Source organism: Xylocopilactobacillus apicola (assembly GCF_033095985.1).
In the GTDB taxonomy this organism is placed as follows: Bacteria; Bacillota; Bacilli; order Lactobacillales; family Lactobacillaceae; genus Xylocopilactobacillus; species Xylocopilactobacillus apicola.
This window is the reverse complement of sequence record NZ_AP026802.1, coordinates 236,139-252,860: the sequence shown is the minus strand read 5'-3', so window position 1 is coordinate 252,860 and position 16,722 is coordinate 236,139. Positions and strand designations below refer to the sequence as shown.

Here is a 16,722-nt window from a genome sequence, read left to right as displayed (position 1 = left end):
CTTTTTTTATATTGAAAAACTAGTTAGGCGCTTCAGAGCATCTTTTAAAACCTTACGTGGATACGCAATATTCATGCGCAGAAATTGATCGCCATTGCCGCGGAAAATCTTACCCGGCGAGAGAATTAAGCCAGTTTGCTGTCTAATTTCAGCTGCTAACTGACCTGAACTAACCTCAAAGGCGCTGCAATCCAACCAAAGCAGATAAGTAGCGCTGCCTTTCACCAATTTCATCTGATCGGTCAGAGCATCTTCTACCAACTGCCGGTTATCGAGCAGATAACTTTTCAATTCTGCCAACCACGGGCTGCCATAACGATAAGCGGCAATGGTGCCAGGAATCGCTGCCAAATTAGGCTCAGCCAATTCTTCATTGTTTAACCCCCGATCAACAGCGTGACGCAAAAACGGCTCAGGCACAATAACTGTCGCGGCATGTAAGGCAGCAACATTAAAGGTTTTACTCGGCGAAACAAGCGCAACCGTATGATTTCTTAACTCTGGTTCCAATGAAAAAATCGGCGTATAGTCTGGACCATCAAGCACCAGATCACCATGAATTTCGTCGCTTATTAAAACAACGTGATTATCACAGCAGAGTTTCACGATTCGCTCCAATGTGTCTGGCGACCAAACCTGACCAGTCGGATTATGGGGATTGCAAAGAATCATCATCGTAGTTTGAGGATCTTCCAATTTGGCTGCTAGATCCAAAAAGTCAATTCGGTAAGTTCGTGTTTTTTTATCATACGCCAGCTGATTTTCCAAAACTTTGCGCCCGTTGTTCTCAATTGAATTGTAGAAAATATTATAAACAGGACTTTGGACTACAACATTTTCGGCAGGACGGCTTAAGCGACGCACCAAAGAAGACAATGCTGGAATGACTCCCGTTGCAAAAATCATCCATTCCCGCTGAATTTTGGCATGATGCATTTTCTGATACCAATCAATCACCGCTGCAAAATATTCTTCCGGCGGGTTTTCATAGCCAAATACTCCTGTTGCCACTTTATCTTTAAGATCACTAATAATTTCTGGTGCGGTCTTAAAATCCATATCTGCAATGGTCAGAGGCAACTCATTGGCAGAAACTTGCCATTTACTAGAATCAGTTCCTCTGCGATCAATAATTTCATCAAAATTGTAATTCATTTGTGCTCCTTCATTCCTAACAGTGGTGACAATATTCATCCGGCAGACAATTACAATCGATTTTCTCCGGTGCGGTCTTTAATTTTTCTGCCAACGTATCCTGCATTTTCTCAATATCACGGCGCGAAAGCTCAAGATTTTCTAAAAGCTGATTGACAGTATTTCCAACACACATCTCACAAATGTTGGAAAACAACCGGGAAACTGCCTCATTAATTGCCTTATTTTCATCAATACTAGCCTGATAGCAAAACTCCCGGCCTTCTTTTTTTGACGTTAAAAATCCTTTTTTCTTTAACCTGGCCAGAAAAGTTTTGGTCGTTGATGCCTGCCAGTTCATTTTATCGTTCATAACTTGAATTACGGTATTAGTTTTAACCGGCCCTAAAGTCCAGATTATCCGCATAACTTCCCACTCAGCTGGACTAATCCCATCTTCGCTTACTTTGTTTTTCATTTAAATTTATTAACCTCTGTTGTATTATAATCTATCGATGCTATTAATCGCGACCAACTTTCTAGATTCCATCACACAAAATTTAAGTTATAATATGACTCGGAGGTAAAACGATTGAAAAAAGTGAAAATTGCAGGGAAAATGATGCCAGCAATTGGGATCGGCACCTGGCACATGGGTAGTTCACGAGATACTCATGCTCTGCATCTTTCGGCTTTAAGAGCTGGACTGGATGCTGGAGCACGCATAATTGATACTGCAGAAATGTATGGGTCTGGTGATGCAGAAATCCTGGTAGGAGAAGCGATCCAGCCTTATTCTCGTGACGATTTATTTTTAATTTCAAAAGTTTTACCAAGTAACGCCAACCAAGCACGAATGGAAAAAAGTCTTGATGCAAGCCTCAAAAGGCTCCAAACTGATTATCTTGACCTTTACCTTTATCACTGGCGCGGCATGACCCCACTTAGTGAAACTGTCAAAGAATTAGAGCGATTGAAAGAAAAAGGGAAAATCAAAGCATGGGGTGTTTCTAATTTTGATACTCCAGATCTTGAAGAACTTAATCATACGCCAGGAGGGGAAAATGCTCAGGCCAACGAAGTTCTTTATAACCTCGGAAGCCGCAACATTGAATATGATTTGATTTCTTGGCAGATTGAACGTCAGATAACTTTAATTGCTTATAGCCCTGTTGGGGCTGGAACTGCCAACCACGGAACTCAGATTGCCAAAAATCCCGTTGTTCAAGAAATTGCTAAGCGTCATAATGCCAGTAGTTACCAAATTATGTTAGCTTGGGCAATTCGTGATGGTCAAACTATCGCAATTCCTCAGTCAAACATTCCTGAGCATATGAAGGAAAATATTGCCGCTGGTGAGATTTCTTTAAGTTCTGAAGATCTTGCTCAGCTGGATCAGGCATATCCAAAGCCCACAACCAAGCGACCTTTGTCAATACTTTAACATTTTCAGAAGATCAATGATCTTCTTTTTTATTCCCCCAAATGAGTCTCTAAAAGACGAGAAATCCCCGTTCCATTTGGCCTTACTTGAAGCTGATCGGGTATTTGAGTAAGAAGGGACTGGACATGGCTTATAATGCCAACTAAACGAGAACTTCCCCTCAAATCCCTAAGCGCACTTAGTGCATCGTTAAGACTTTCGCTATCAAGCGAACCAAATCCCTCATCAATAAATAGCGCATCAATTCTAATTCCGCCGCTCTTTGCTTGAATCACTTCCGCCAGAGCTAATGCTAGACTTAAAGCCGCCAAAAAACTTTCTCCGCCTGAGAGAGTATGTACCGACCTCACTGCTCCCACCTGATCATCATAGACATTGATCTCAAGGCCCGAATTCTTCTTGTAGCTGCCCTGATCGTGATCTAGAACAAATTGATAGCGTCCGTTAGTCATTTTTATTAATTGATTGTTTGCAACGTTAAGTACCTGCGATAAATAAGCCTGCAAAACATAGCGTTCTAACGATATTTTATGCGGACCAGAGCCGGTCATAATTTCAACTAAACTATTTAATTCTGCTGCATCTTGTAAAGCAACTTGATTACTTTGCCAAAGTTTTTTAACTTTCTCCATTAGTTGCTGATTTTTTTTGAGTCGCTGTTCAAAAATAGTCGCTTGTTCTTGCGCTTGATTTGCATGATCTTGAGCTGCTGCTAATTTCTTAGTTACTGGCTCTAAATCGGGCTCTGACTTACCAGAAGTCCGCTTTTTAGCATTTGTTAGCTCAATATTCAGTCTTAATTTTTTATTTTTAAAGTCTTCTAGATCTTTTTTGTGCTGAGACAAACTAGCCAAATGATCGAGGTGCATAAGAAAATCAGCTGAATCCTCAATTTCTGAGAATTTGGTCAATGCAGCTTGAAAAGCAGCTTCTTGTTGTGCAGTTTCGACTTGACGATCACTTTTTTGGGTAGTCAATGCGCTGATTTGTGCCTTCAACGCCGTTACCTGTTCATTTAACCGAGCTAAAGTCTCTTGATTAGATTTTTGATTTCTAGTAAATTCCTCTAGTCGCTGCCGCAATTCCTTAATGTTGATTTCTAACAAATCCTGATCAAGGGCGGCCGTAGGTAGGCTTTTCTTTAAGATTTGAGCAGTCGTAAGATTTTCTGTTCGCTGATTTTTGAAATCATTCAATTGCTCTTTAAGCTTAGTTAATTCTTCACGCTTGGATTCTAGCTCGTCTTCTTTAGCTGTAAGCTCCTTTTGCCTTAAATCATGTACTTTCTGATCAGATTTTAATTTATTTTCTGCTTGTTGAACTTGCGATCTAAATTTCACTAATTCTGCTTCCAAGTTACTATCTGGCGGGATTGGCAACTGTTTAAAAAGCTTGGTTAAAATTGCTGCAATTTTATTTTCGAGTTCGACAATGTTTTCTTTGGTTTGCACAACGTCTTTTTCCGCCTTAACCAATTGGGTTTGGGCTAACTGACGCGCCTGATCAGCCTGAGCCAAAGCTTTTGGATCAAATTTCGATTTTGTTTGTAGATTCGCAGGTGCTGGATGATCCTTACTGCCGCAAACGGGACAAGGTGTATGATCAGATAACTTGCTTGCAAGAATTGTAATCTGTGAAACCAAGGCTTGATCGTTTAGTCCATCATATTTGGCTTGAGCCTCATCTGCCAATTTAGCCTTGACTGCCAGTTGATCTTTTTGGATGACCAATTGTCCCTTAACTTGATCGACTTGATGCTTTAATTCTTGGTATTCTTTAAAATCTTGTTCAAGGGCAGTCAATCGAATGTTTAAGTCGTTGGTGCTAATGATTTCTTCATTTAGTTGTTCTGTTGCTTCTTTATTGCGCAGTTCTTTCAATGCCGCTTCTAGCTTTAAGACCTCACAGTTGCTACTAGCCACAGCCGATTCAGCATTTTCCAATTGTTTGGTTAAAGATTTTACTCGTGACTGGGCTTGATTTAACTCGCTGATTTTGACTTGTGCTGATAAAAGATCATGAAGCTCGTTTTTTGCTTGATCAATTGCTGGTACTTTTTGATCAATTTTTACTTTTTCTGCTTCAAAATCATTCTGTTGTTTTATTTTAGCGGGTAATTCGACCGTAGCTGCAGCCAATTTCTGATCAATTTTGCTGATTTCTTTTAAGGAAGCTTGCCAATTTCGATATTGATCTTGGTGCTGTTGAACCCATTCGTCAATAGAAACTTCCTTAGCTAATTTGTTCATCTCAGCTTCTTTAAGCTTTAAACTCGATAAATCAATCTGTGCTTTAGCAATCATTTCAAAATCTTCTTGCAAAGCCTTCAATTTAGCAAGCTCCTCTGTTAGCTTTTTAACTTGATTTTTGGCATCATCAGATGCTTCTTGAAGGGTATTAGCTTTGATTTTGACCTGTTCATTATCATTTTCCATCGCCGTCAAGATTTCTCCTAAAGGCAAATCTTTTTTCGGGCAACTTTGCCAATCAAACTGATCTTTTAGCATTTTAAGTTCAAGCATTTTTTCATCAATTTGTTTTTTATGAGCAGATTGTTTAACTTTTAAAGCATTTGCCCAGCGATCATAGAGCTGGGTGCCAAACAGCTTGCGCAATAAAACTTCTTTATTATCACTATCTGCTCCGAGGAACTGGCGAAAATCTCCTTGTGGGAGCAAAACAACTTGGCGAAATTGAGCACTATCTAATTGCAAAAGATCGGCGATTCGCTGATCTACTTCTCTTAACTTTTCGATTTCTTGCTTTGAGCCATTTTTTTCGATCGTCAACATCGCCTTAGCTGGCATACTCGTTAAACCATCGCCCCTTTTTTTCGCTAAAAGCTGCTGCGGACGCCGATAAATTGTATAAACTTGATTTTGATGACTGAAAACTAGTTCAACAGAAGTAATTTGATCTGGTTTAGCGAATTTAGAACGTAAGTCACTGCCTGAACGCTCGTCGTTACAAGATGTTTTGCCATATAAAGCAAACGTCAAAGCATCAAAAATCGTCGTTTTACCAGCTCCCGTCGGTCCACTGATCAAGAACAACGGGCTGGTATCAAAGGTTTGGAAATCGACCGTTTCAAAAACATAAGGTCCAAAATATTTCATCGTCAATTTAATTGGCCGCATCATTTTCCTCCTTAACTGAATCAAGGGTTTCCTGTGCCCAATTTAATTGTTGCTTACTTAATTTATTGCCCGTAGTTTCTTCATAATAACGATTTAACAAATTAAGTGGTTCTAATTTGACCGTCTGAGGATTTAGAGCATGGGCCAACTTGACGCCGTGTTGTCGATCTACTCCAATGATGTGCGGATAAATATCTCGTAATTTCGCCATTGCATCAGTAATTACATCTCGATCAGTTAAAGTTAACGCCAAGAAGTCATCACGATTAATTTGATGGTAAAAATTAGGATCTGTTAGCTCAGCAAAACTCTTCGTTAAATGCACAAGGTCATGCTTAGGCTCTAGTTCAATAAATTTACGCTCAAAAGTTTCGGTGTTTACCAAATAAACGCCTTTTGCTTGAGTTGCTTCACTTACACTAAATTTCAACAAACTTCCTGCATACTGCACTTTTTCTTCATTAATCGCCTTGCGGTTATGCAAATGTCCCAAAGCAACATAATCAAAATCAGCCAAATCGGCTAAACTCACTGCATCTAATCCGCCAACATTAACCATAATTTCTGAGTCAGTATGAGTTGAACCCGCCGCAAAAAAGTGCCCTACTAAAACATGATGTTTTGTTGGGTCAAAATTTTTTGTCAACATTTTCATAACTTTGGGCATCGCTTGATTTAAAGTTCGCAAACTTTCATCTTTAAAAAATTCGCGCGCCTGTGCTGGTTCAAAATAAGGTAGCAAAAAAAATTGAGTCTGACCCAATTCTACAGGTTCAAACGCGTCCTTAAGCTGCGTATTTAAGAAAAATTGAGTTTGATTAAACCATTGGCGTCCGGTGGAAAGGCGCGTCGCACTGTCGTGATTGCCACTAATTACAAGCAAAGGCAAATCTAATTCACGATTCAGGCAAAATAACATTTGATTGAGCGAAGCCACACTTTCTTCACTCGCAAGAGATCGATCATAAAGATCTCCCGCGATTACTACTGCATCAACATGTTGACTTTTAATTACTTCAACTAGTTTTTGAAAAACGGCTTCTTGGTCGGCTAGCAGGTCAAAGCCATTAAGCTTGCGCCCAATATGCCAATCAGCCGTATGAATAAAACGCATTTTTGACTCCTTGCATTAACTTTTAAATTGATTTTCACTTTTTTGAACATAATTTTACGTAAAATGGTCGATCTTTGTTCAATATTTTTTCATAAAGCTTCGTTATTATAATAAACGTAGGTTGAGAGTTAACAACTTAGAAATTCCCCCTACATATTATACATTTTGTTTGAATTTTCTCCCTTAACATCAAATTTTATAATATCTCCCCTAAAAATTAGAAAACCAGAGCAAGCGTCGCTCTGGTTTTTTTTTAGGATTTGCCCAAAATTCGGGCCAGAAAATCTTTCGTTCGTTCTTCTTTTGGCCGATTAAAAATTTGTTCGGGCTCTCCTTTTTCTAAAATTTTGCCGCCATCCATAAACCAAACTTGATCGGCAACCTCTTGGGCGAATCCCATTTCGTGAGTAACTACCACCATCGTCATGCCACTTTTAGCCAAGTCCTGCATAACTTTAAGTACCTCGCCTACCATTTCCGGATCAAGTGCGCTAGTAGGTTCATCAAAAAGCATCACGTCCGGTTTCATTGCAAGAGCGCGCGCGATCGCCACCCGCTGTTGTTGCCCGCCAGAAAGCGAATTCGGATAAACATCGGCCTTCTCAGCTAACCCAACTTGTTCTAAAAGCTCAACGGCGATCTGATCAGCTTCATCTTCGCTCATTTTTTTGACTTTTAATGGTGCTAACTTTAGATTCTCTTTGACCGTAAGATGAGGGAAAACATTATAACTTTGAAAAACCATCCCCATCTTTTCCCGAATTTGATCAAGTTCTTTTTCCGATAAATTAGTAAGATCCGTTCCTTCAAAGAGAATTTTGCCAGAAGTCGGCTGATTCAAAAGATTTAATGAGCGTAAAAATGTACTCTTGCCGCCGCCTGAAGCACCAATCACGACAATCACATCGCCTTGATTAATGGTTTCGTTTAAATCATCTAAAACAAGATTATCTCCAAATTTTTTGGTCAGATGTTGAACTTCTAATATTTTTTTGTCATTATGCATCATGTTTCATCTTCCTTTCGAAGTGTAGTAAAAATTTAGAGAGGCCAAAGGTCACAACAAAGTACAGAACCATTGCCACCAAAATTGGCGCCACACCTTTATAAGTTGCGGTTTGCACTGCTCTTAATTCGTAAATTAAATCGGTAACTCCAATAATTGAAACAATCGAGCTTTCTTTAATCAACGAAATGAACTCATTTCCAAGCGACGGCCAAATGTTTTTGAGAGCTTGAGGCATAATAACACTCAGCATTGTTTGTTTTTGCGAAAGTCCTAAACTGCGGGCAGCCTCTGTTTGCCCAACGGGAATGCTCGTGATCCCAGCCCGAATAATTTCTGCCACATAAGCGGCTGAATTGAGCGATACTGCAATAATTCCTGCCAAAAGAGCTGGAATATTTACTAACAAACCAAGACCGAAATAAACGAACATGATTTGGACCATCAATGGCGAACCTCGAATAAATTCGATATAAGCTACTGCTAAATCGTGTAAAACTTTATTCCGTCCTAAACGCATTAACGCAAGCAACATTCCAATAAGAACCCCAAAGACCGCTGAAATTGCAGAAATTAGTAAAGTATAACCAAGCCCTTTGGCAAAATAACTCCAATAGTGAAGCATCGTATTATTTTTAGTGTTACCAGCCATCAACTTGCCAGCATCTGACAAATAATCATCGACTAAATTTTTCTTATCAATCTCATTTAAGCTTTTATTTGCTGCATCGACCAAACTCTTAGAGTTCTTAGGAAAAGCAATTGCCGATCCTTTTTGATCACTGCCGCCTGTAAATCCTCCCTTAATGTAAGTAATTGCTGGATCATTTTTGGCATACGCCGATGCAACGGCAGATTCGACAACAATTCCTTCAACCTTATGAGATTTTAACGCCAAAATTAAATCCGTGATCTTGGTTAAATAGCGCCCTGAGCTGTCAGTCATTTGAGCTTTAATTAAATCTTGTTGCAAACTACCAGTCTGAGCACCGACCGTTTTGCCTTTAAAATCTTCTTTGTTGTGATAAATTTTACTATCAGCTTTATTAATAATAATATCTTGAACCGCGTGATAATAAACATTTGAAAAATCGACCGATTTCTTGCGTTCAGGCGATGGATTCATCCCCGAAATGACCATGTCAATTTTCCCGGTCTCTAATCCAACTAAAAGTGAATCGAAATCCATTTTTTCGATCTTAAGCTTTACTCCCAAATCACGGGCAATTTTTTTGCCAATTTCTACATCCATTCCGACGATCTGCTCTTGACCATTTTGGGTTGCCAAAAATTCGTAAGGTGGGTAATCTGGACTTGTTCCCATCACCAAAACGCCTTTTTCTTTAATCCGACTTAAACTATCATCAGAGGCCTTAACCGGCTGACTGAAACCCAACAAGATCATGCCGATTAAGACAATCCCTCGCAATATTTGCCTGCTTATTTTTTTCATTTTCCACCATTCCTAAGCACCAATCTTTTTCGATGCATTTTTAAGTATAATTATACAACCATTGTCAAGCTTTTCGCTAAATTTAATCGTTACATGTATAAATTTCTTCAATATTTTGCATTTATGCATCAAAAATATTATTTATAATTATGCGATGTTTTCTGTTATGATTAGGTATAATCAATTTTTAAACTAAAAAGGAGTTCTCATGACCGAAACAACACGTTTTTACGACGACTTTCAACCTCAACATTACGATATTTTTTTAGATATTAATCGAAGCACTAAGAAAATCACCGGAACGACTACAATTACTGGTATGGCGAAAACCCCTAAAATTAAACTTCACCAAAAAAACTTAGATATCGATTCGATCGAAGCCAACCACCAAGCCGTTAATTTCAAGGTAAATGACGCCATTGAGGCCGTCGAGCTTGAACTAGCAGCTGGCCAGCAGACAATCGCTATTAAGTACAGCGCTCCATTGACTGATACGATGATGGGGATTTATCCTTCGTACTATCAAGTTGACGGGGTTAAAAAGCAGCTAATTGGCACGCAATTTGAAACAACAGCGGCACGACAAGCTTTCCCTGGCGTCGATGAACCAGAAGCAAAAGCTACTTTTTCGCTTGCGATCAAGTTCGACGAGCAACCAGGCGAAACAATTATTGCTAATATGCCTGAAAATCGGGTCGAAAACGGCATTCACTATTTCGATGAAACAAAACAAATGTCGACTTATCTTGTCGCCTTCGCTTTTGGCGATCTTCAAAAGGCAGAAACTACTACCAAAAGTGGCGTGAAGATTGGGGTGTATAGCACCAAAGCTCACCAGCCAAAAGAGTTGGATTTCGCCCTTGATATCGCAAAGAGCTCAATCGAATTTTTTGAGGATTTTTATGAAACTCCTTATCCGCTGCCACACTCTTGGCAACTCGCACTACCTGACTTCTCCGCAGGTGCCATGGAAAATTGGGGACTTGTAACTTACCGAGAAGCTTATCTTTTAATAGATCCCGACAACACTTCATTGCGTACGAAACTCCAAGTCGCGACCGTAATTGCTCACGAATTAGCTCACCAATGGTTTGGTGATTTAGTGACAATGAAATGGTGGGATGATCTATGGCTCAATGAAAGTTTTGCAAACATGATGGAATACGTTGCTGTCGACGCTTTAAAGCCCGATTGGCAAACCTGGGAATTATTTCAAACTGCCGAGGTTCCAGCCTCCTTACAGCGTGATGCAATTGATGGCGTCCAAGCAGTGCACGTACAAGTTGAGGACCCTGCTGAAATAGATTCAATTTTTGACGGTGCAATCGTCTACGCAAAAGGTGCTCGAATGTTAGTAATGGTTCGCTCGCTTATTGGAGATGAAGCGCTTAGAGCAGGTTTGAAGAAATATTTTAGTGCCCATAAATTTAATAACGCCACTGGAAAAGATCTTTGGGCAGCACTTGCCGATGCATCTGGCCTTGATGTTGGAGAAATCATGAATTCTTGGCTTGAACAACCGGGATATCCTGTAGTTAAAGCTAATGTTGTTAACGGCGATCTGATCTTAACGCAGCAACAATTCTTTATCGGAGAAGGCAAGGACGCTGGGCGTCTGTGGCAGATTCCTCTGAACAGTAATTATTCTGTTGTACCAAAAATCATGAGTGAAAAAGAAATAAATTTAGGAAACTACAACAAGCTGCGGACAGAATTCGGAGTGCCATTTAGACTAAATATCGGAAATAATTCTCATTTTATCGTCAAATATGATCAGCAGCTATTAGATGATATTTTAAAAGATGTCAAACAATTAGATTCAATCTCCAAACTCCAGATTTTGCAAGACCTGCGCCTTTTAGCAGAAGGACAACAAATTTCCTATGCTGAAATTGTCCCACTGCTGCCACAGTTTTCTTCAAGCAAATCTAACATTGTCAGTACTGCGCTTTATCGGGTGATGACGCAACTTAAACAATTTGTGAAGCCTGAAACTTCGGAAGAGACATCTTTCAAAGCTTTGATGGATCAAATGAGTGCTGAGCAAGTTAAACGCTTGGGTTGGCAAGCTAAGGTCAACGAATCGATTGATGACCAACTCATGCGTCCTAGCGTTTTGAACGCTTCCTTGTACGCCAAAAATCCTCAGACCATCTCAAAAGCTCATAAATTATACTTAGAGCACCAGAATCAATTGACTGAGCTACCTGCCTCAGTTAGATCTTTTGTTTTAATCAACGAAATGGAAAATTATGGCTCACCCGAATTATTCCAAAGATTTTTCAAAGCTTATCAAGAAACTAGCGACGCTGGATTTAAAAGCGACTTAGAAGCAGCAATTACAATGACTGATAATCCCGATTTAATCAAAGAAATTATTACCAAATTTAAAGACCCTGACATAATCAAACCCCAAGATTTAAGAGGCTGGTACCGTAATGTTTTAGCTAATCCAAAAGGCGAACAAGCTGCTTGGGATTGGCTGAGAACAAACTGGCAATGGTTATCAGATACTGTTGGTGGTGACATGGAATTTACAACATATATTACGGTGACTGCAATGGTCTTAAAGACTAGACAAAGATTTGAAGAATTTAGCGAATTCTTTAATCCCAAACTCAACACACCTGGCTTAACCCGTGAAATCAACATGGACACTCGATTAATAGAAGCCCGTGTCAAGTTGATCGAAGCCGAAGAAAAGGCGGTTAATAAAGCGATCAATCAAATAATTAATTAGTTTTTTAAAATGGCCATCAGCGATTAAACTGAAGGCTATTTTATTGCTCAGAAATATTTGTAAAAAATTCTGGAAATCTATTAATCAACGCTTCCTTTTCACCCAGCATTAAATGTAAATGATTTTTAACCAATTGAACGGCTTCTTCTGCTTCATGTTTTTTCACCGCAGCAAGAATTTTTTCATGCTCATTGGTTAAAGCATCCCAAGGCAAATTATCGGCTTTAAGCCTCAACATCCGAAAACGATTTAACTGCATATTAATAGTTTGTAACCAATCCCAAGCCTGTTCCTTTCCAGTCATCTGATAAAATGCTTGATGAAAAGCTTCATCCTCTTTGAAAAAATTTTCAAACTGTTTTTTCTTCATAAAGGATTTTTGATTGGTAATAATTGCATTTAGTCTCACAAATTCCAATTCATTATTCATTGCTGCGGCTTCTTTAATTACCTGGGTCTCAATACTTTCTCTAATGAAACGCGCATTTTCAGCAACTTCTATATCAATCTTTGTTATATAAGTGCCCGACTGTGGAATAGCTTCGACCAATCCATTTTGTCTTAAACGCAAAATTGCTTCACGCACGGGAGTCCGTCCAATTTGTAATTCTTGAATTAAATCTTTTTCGGATAATTTCTGCCCTGGTTGATAAGTTGTATTAATTATCTTCTGCAAAATCGTAGTATAAGCCTGAAATGTAAGATTCATTGAGGAATTCAGCAAAATGTCTCTCTTTTCTCTATTAATTTTATTCTTTAGTATAATTCAATTTTTGTAAAATTTAAAAAATAAGTATTGGGCCGAAATCTTTTTTGCTTAAAACTAACAGATAAATTCGCAGTCGGTTGATTTTTAGGAAAGTTAAAAGCTTTTCATCAACATCCTTAATTAAATGATTTTAATACCTCATAAGGAAAAACTTTTATTTTGACAGGAGCTATAAGTTATGATAAACTTATTTATTGTAAGCGGTTACGAAAAATTGTTTTTAAAGAGGTTATTAAAATGGTTAATAAAATTAGCGGTTCTGATGCAATATTAAAAGTAATTGAATCATGGGGAGTTGATCACATCTATGGTTATCCTGGCGGCTCTTTTGACTCAACGATGAATGCTTTACACAACCAAAAAGATAAAATGAAGTTTATTCAGGTTCGACACGAAGAAGCTGGCGCGCTGGCTGCCTCTGCTGAAGCCAAATTAACCGGAAGAATTGGAGTTTGCTTCGGTTCAGCTGGACCTGGCGGAATTCACCTGCTAAATGGATTATATGATGCCCGCCATGATCATGCTCCCGTACTTGCGATTGTTGGTCAAGTACCGACAGCTAGTATTAACCGCGATATGTTCCAGGCGATGGACGAAGAACCCGCATTTTTAGACGTTGCTTGCTGGGCAAAAACCGCAACGAATGCGCAAAACCTCCCCGAATTAGTTGATGAAGGAATTCGTCATGCCTACAAATATCATGGCGTTGCTGTTTTAGTTTTGCCAAAAGACTTGGGTTGGGATTTAATTGACGACACTTATACGTCAAGTGCTCGTGATTACTCTGAGCCGATTTATCCAAATCCTGATCCAACCAAGGTCGAAGAAGCAATCGAGATGATCAAAAAAGCAAAATCCCCGATCATTTACTTTGGACTTGGTGCCAAAAAGGCAGCAGCTGAGCTAAAAACTGTTTCTGAGAAATTCAAAATGCCTCTTGTTTCCTCATACTTGGGCAAAGGAATCCTTCCTGATTCTTATCCTGCGTACATGGGAACAACAGGGAGAGTTGCCAATAAATCAGCCTTTGATGTAGCTTTTGGCGCTGATCTGCTCCTTTGGGTGGGAAATGATTCTCCATTCTCACGAGCACTATTTAATCCCGCTGCTAAAGTTATTCAAATTGATATTGATTCAGAAAAAATCGGCAAGCGCCACCCAGTTGAAGTAGCACTGCTCGCCGATGCCAAAAAAACTTTAGCTGCAATCGCCGCAAAGGGAGAAGAAACTAAATCTTCGGCATTTTACGATGCAGCTCTTTTAGATAACGAAAACTGGCGCAAATGGGAAGCAAGCTTTAATGAAGATCAAAGCGTTCCGTTGCGTCCCGAACCAGTCTTTAATGTCATCAATCAAACCGTAAGCGACAAAGCAATTTTTGCCGTTGACGTTGGTAATGTGAACATTGATTTCGAACGTTTGGTTAATCTCCACGGTGATCAAAAGTGGACCACATCCGGGCAATACGCAACAATGGGATATGGACTGCCAGCAGCAATTGCAGCTAAAGTTGCTTATCCTGACCGTGATGTGTACAGTTTAAACGGCGACGGTGCATTTGCAATGTTAATGGAAGAAATTTTAGTTCAAGTTAAATATCATCTGCACATCGTTAATATTATTTTCAGCAACGAAACTCTTGGATTTATTGAAGCCGAACAACGCGATGACACAAACCAAGCAATGTCTGGAATTGATATTATCCCAACCAATTGGGCAATGTCTTGCGAGGGACTTGGTGCCAAATCTTATACTGCAAAAACGTTAGATGAGTTCAAAAATGCAATGGCTGCGGCTAAAAACGACGATGGACCAGTTGTAATCGACGTTAAATTTACTCACGAAATGCCATTTACGACAGTTTATATGTTCCTTGATCCTGAAACTCAACCACAAGCCAAGGTAGACGAATTCATCAAAAAATACCAAGCTCAAGACTTGAAACCATTTACTCATTTCCTAAAAGAAGCTGGATTTGCAAATCCAGAAGATGTTTATCGTCCAAAAGATGGCTTCTGGACTACTCATCGAGATATCTTAGGAAATTCCGAAACGATGCCTTAGTTAAAAATGAAGACTCTTTTGAATTTTCAAAAGAGCTTTTTTTTTGACAAATAATCATAACGCTCCTATACTTACCTTGTGTAAACGTTTCAAAGAAAAAGAGGTTACAAAATGGTTAATAAAATTAGTGGCTCAGATGCAATGTTAAAGGTAATTGAATCATGGGGGGTCGACCATATTTTTGGCTATCCTGGTGGATCTTTTGATTCAACAATGAACGCCTTGTACAATCAAAGCAACAAAATTAAATTTATTCAAGTGCGTCATGAAGAAGCAGGAGCTTTAGCTGCCTCCGCAGAAGCCAAGTTAACCGGCAAAATCGGAGTTTGCTTTGGATCTGCTGGACCTGGAGCAATTCACTTATTAAATGGACTATATGACGCTCGTCACGATCATGCACCAGTCCTTGCAATCGTTGGTCAAGTACCATTAGCTAGTATGAACCGTGATATGTTTCAAGCCATGGATGAAGAGCCAGCATTTTTAGACGTTGCTGCGTGGACTAAAACTGCCGTCAATGCGCAAAATATCCCTGAACTTGTTGACGAAGGAATCAGACATGCTTACAAATATCATGGCGTTTCGGTTTTAGTATTGCCAAAAGATTTGGGCTGGGCTGAAATTGACGACACTTATATTTCAAGTGCTGCTGACTATAACGATCCTATTTATCCCGATCCCGACCTTGCAAAAATTGATGAAGCGGTCCAATTAATTAAGGACGCAAAAAGACCAATTATCTATTTCGGGCGCGGAACGAAAAAAGCAGCTGCCGAATTAAAAGCTGTTTCAGAGAAATTCAAGATGCCATTAATTTCAACCTATTTAGGCAAAGGTGTCCTTGAAGACAATTATCCTTCTTACTTAGGGGTTACCGGCAGAGTTGCTAATAAACCTGCCGTTGAAGTCGGCTTTAATGCTGATCTAATTCTTTGGGTCGGCAGCGACTCTCCGTTCTCCCGTGATCTTTTCAATCCAATGGCTAAATCAATTCAAATTGACGTCGATTCTGAGAAAATTGGCAAACGTCATCATGTAGAAGTTCCTATTTTAGCTGATGCCAAGAAAGCTTTAGCAGCCCTTGTTGCAAAAGGCGAAGAATTAGCACCAACGCCGTTTTATCAAGCAGCTTTGGCTGACCGAGAAAATTGGCGAGAATGGCAAGAGAGTTTTAAAGACGACCCTGAAGTTCCATTGCGTCCCGAACCCGTATTTAATGTTATTAACCAAAACGCCAGCGACAAAGCCATTTTTGCAGTTGACGTTGGAAACGTTAATATCGATTTTGAACGACTGATTAGAATGCACGGCGAACAAAAGTGGACTACATCTGGGCAATACGCTACGATGGGCTACGGCTTACCTGCTGCTATTGCTGCTAAAATCACCTATCCACATCGAGATGTATTCAGCTTAAATGGTGATGGCGCTTTTGCGATGCTGATCGAAGAAATTTTAACCCAGGTTAAATACAATCTTCATATCATTAATATTGTTTTTAGTAACGAAACTCTTGGTTTTATTGAAGCTGAACAGCGCGATGATTCCAATCAGCCACTCTCTGGAGTTGATATTATTCCAACCGATTGGGCTGCAATCGCCCGTGGAATGGGAGCTGAGGCTTACACTGTCAAAACATTAGAAGATTTAAAAGCTGCAATGGCTGCTGCCAAAGAGGCCAGCGGTCCAGTTGTTATTGACGTTAAATATACCCATGAAATGCCTTTTACAACAATTCATATGTTCTTAGATCCTGAAACTCAGCCAAAAGATAAGGTCGACGAATTCGTTGAAAAATACCAAGCTCAAGCTCTGAAACCTTTTAGTTATTTTCTAAAGAAATTCCAAGCTTAAAGGACTA

Annotated in this window: 11 protein-coding genes; 4 read left to right on the top strand and 7 right to left on the bottom strand. The window is 39.5% G+C overall.

Annotated elements, in window-relative coordinates; all coding sequences use genetic code 11:
• Positions 1-6: 6 nt before the first annotated feature.
• The gene (locus R8495_RS01400) at positions 7-1,155 is read right to left on the bottom strand and encodes a MalY/PatB family protein (RefSeq protein ID WP_317635782.1); all 1,149 of its coding nucleotides are present in this window, start codon (positions 1,153-1,155) and stop codon (positions 7-9) included.
• A gap of 16 nt (positions 1,156-1,171) precedes the next feature.
• Complete coding sequence (locus tag R8495_RS01395) at positions 1,172-1,612, bottom strand: CopY/TcrY family copper transport repressor (protein ID WP_317635781.1); 441 nt, start codon at positions 1,610-1,612, stop codon at positions 1,172-1,174.
• A 114-nt stretch (positions 1,613-1,726) separates the two neighbouring features.
• On the opposite strand from R8495_RS01395, the gene R8495_RS01390 reads away from it, so the two are divergent.
• The gene (locus R8495_RS01390) at positions 1,727-2,578 is read left to right on the top strand and encodes an aldo/keto reductase (protein WP_317635780.1); all 852 of its coding nucleotides are present in this window, start codon (positions 1,727-1,729) and stop codon (positions 2,576-2,578) included.
• Positions 2,579-2,607: 29 nt separating this feature from the next.
• Here the strand turns inward: R8495_RS01390 and R8495_RS01385 are convergent, their stop codons facing one another.
• The 4 genes from R8495_RS01385 to R8495_RS01370 form a co-directional block, all read right to left on the bottom strand.
• On the bottom strand, positions 2,608-5,718 hold the full coding sequence (locus tag R8495_RS01385; protein ID WP_317635779.1) for an AAA family ATPase: 3,111 nt from the start codon (positions 5,716-5,718) through the stop codon (positions 2,608-2,610).
• Positions 5,702-6,829: an exonuclease SbcCD subunit D gene (locus R8495_RS01380; RefSeq protein WP_317635778.1), complete on the bottom strand. Its 1,128-nt coding sequence runs from the start codon at positions 6,827-6,829 to the stop codon at positions 5,702-5,704. Before R8495_RS01380 ends, R8495_RS01385 begins: the two co-directional genes overlap by 17 nt.
• 253 nt (positions 6,830-7,082) lie before the next feature.
• Positions 7,083-7,835 carry an amino acid ABC transporter ATP-binding protein gene (locus R8495_RS01375; RefSeq protein WP_317636645.1) on the bottom strand — a complete coding sequence of 251 codons (753 nt, stop codon included), beginning with the start codon at positions 7,833-7,835 and terminating at the stop codon, positions 7,083-7,085.
• Positions 7,828-9,288 (bottom strand): ABC transporter substrate-binding protein/permease, encoded by a 1,461-nt coding sequence (locus R8495_RS01370; RefSeq protein WP_317635777.1) that lies wholly within the window; start codon positions 9,286-9,288, stop codon positions 7,828-7,830. The genes R8495_RS01375 and R8495_RS01370 overlap by 8 nt, the downstream gene beginning before the upstream one ends.
• A gap of 208 nt (positions 9,289-9,496) precedes the next feature.
• Between R8495_RS01370 and R8495_RS01365 the strand changes: the two genes are divergently transcribed.
• Positions 9,497-12,028, top strand: coding sequence for a M1 family metallopeptidase (locus tag R8495_RS01365; protein ID WP_317635776.1), 2,532 nt, complete (start codon positions 9,497-9,499; stop codon positions 12,026-12,028).
• A gap of 40 nt (positions 12,029-12,068) precedes the next feature.
• Here the strand turns inward: R8495_RS01365 and R8495_RS01360 are convergent, their stop codons facing one another.
• Positions 12,069-12,737 carry a GntR family transcriptional regulator gene (locus R8495_RS01360; protein WP_317635775.1) on the bottom strand — a complete coding sequence of 223 codons (669 nt, stop codon included), beginning with the start codon at positions 12,735-12,737 and terminating at the stop codon, positions 12,069-12,071.
• A 297-nt stretch (positions 12,738-13,034) separates the two neighbouring features.
• On the opposite strand from R8495_RS01360, the gene spxB (R8495_RS01355) reads away from it, so the two are divergent.
• Complete coding sequence (gene spxB, locus R8495_RS01355) at positions 13,035-14,861, top strand: pyruvate oxidase (protein ID WP_317635774.1); 1,827 nt, start codon at positions 13,035-13,037, stop codon at positions 14,859-14,861.
• 111 nt (positions 14,862-14,972) lie between these two features.
• On the top strand, positions 14,973-16,715 hold the full coding sequence (gene spxB, locus R8495_RS01350) for a pyruvate oxidase (RefSeq protein WP_317635773.1): 1,743 nt from the start codon (positions 14,973-14,975) through the stop codon (positions 16,713-16,715).
• Positions 16,716-16,722: the final 7 nt, after the last annotated feature.

Excerpts from the sequence above, each read along its gene's own strand:
- R8495_RS01400 (WP_317635782.1), bottom strand. The coding sequence starts at position 1,155 with ATGAATTACAATTTTGATGAAATTATTGATCGCAGAGGAACTGATTCT.
- R8495_RS01395 (WP_317635781.1), bottom strand. The coding sequence starts at position 1,612 with ATGAAAAACAAAGTAAGCGAAGATGGGATTAGTCCAGCTGAGTGGGAA.
- R8495_RS01385 (WP_317635779.1), bottom strand. The coding sequence starts at position 5,718 with ATGATGCGGCCAATTAAATTGACGATGAAATATTTTGGACCTTATGTT.
- R8495_RS01380 (WP_317635778.1), bottom strand. The coding sequence starts at position 6,829 with ATGCGTTTTATTCATACGGCTGATTGGCATATTGGGCGCAAGCTTAAT.
- R8495_RS01375 (WP_317636645.1), bottom strand. The coding sequence starts at position 7,835 with ATGCATAATGACAAAAAAATATTAGAAGTTCAACATCTGACCAAAAAA.
- R8495_RS01370 (WP_317635777.1), bottom strand. The coding sequence starts at position 9,288 with ATGAAAAAAATAAGCAGGCAAATATTGCGAGGGATTGTCTTAATCGGC.
- R8495_RS01365 (WP_317635776.1), top strand. The coding sequence starts at position 9,497 with ATGACCGAAACAACACGTTTTTACGACGACTTTCAACCTCAACATTAC.
- R8495_RS01360 (WP_317635775.1), bottom strand. The coding sequence starts at position 12,737 with ATGAATCTTACATTTCAGGCTTATACTACGATTTTGCAGAAGATAATT.
- spxB (WP_317635774.1), top strand. The coding sequence starts at position 13,035 with ATGGTTAATAAAATTAGCGGTTCTGATGCAATATTAAAAGTAATTGAA.
- spxB (WP_317635773.1), top strand. The coding sequence starts at position 14,973 with ATGGTTAATAAAATTAGTGGCTCAGATGCAATGTTAAAGGTAATTGAA.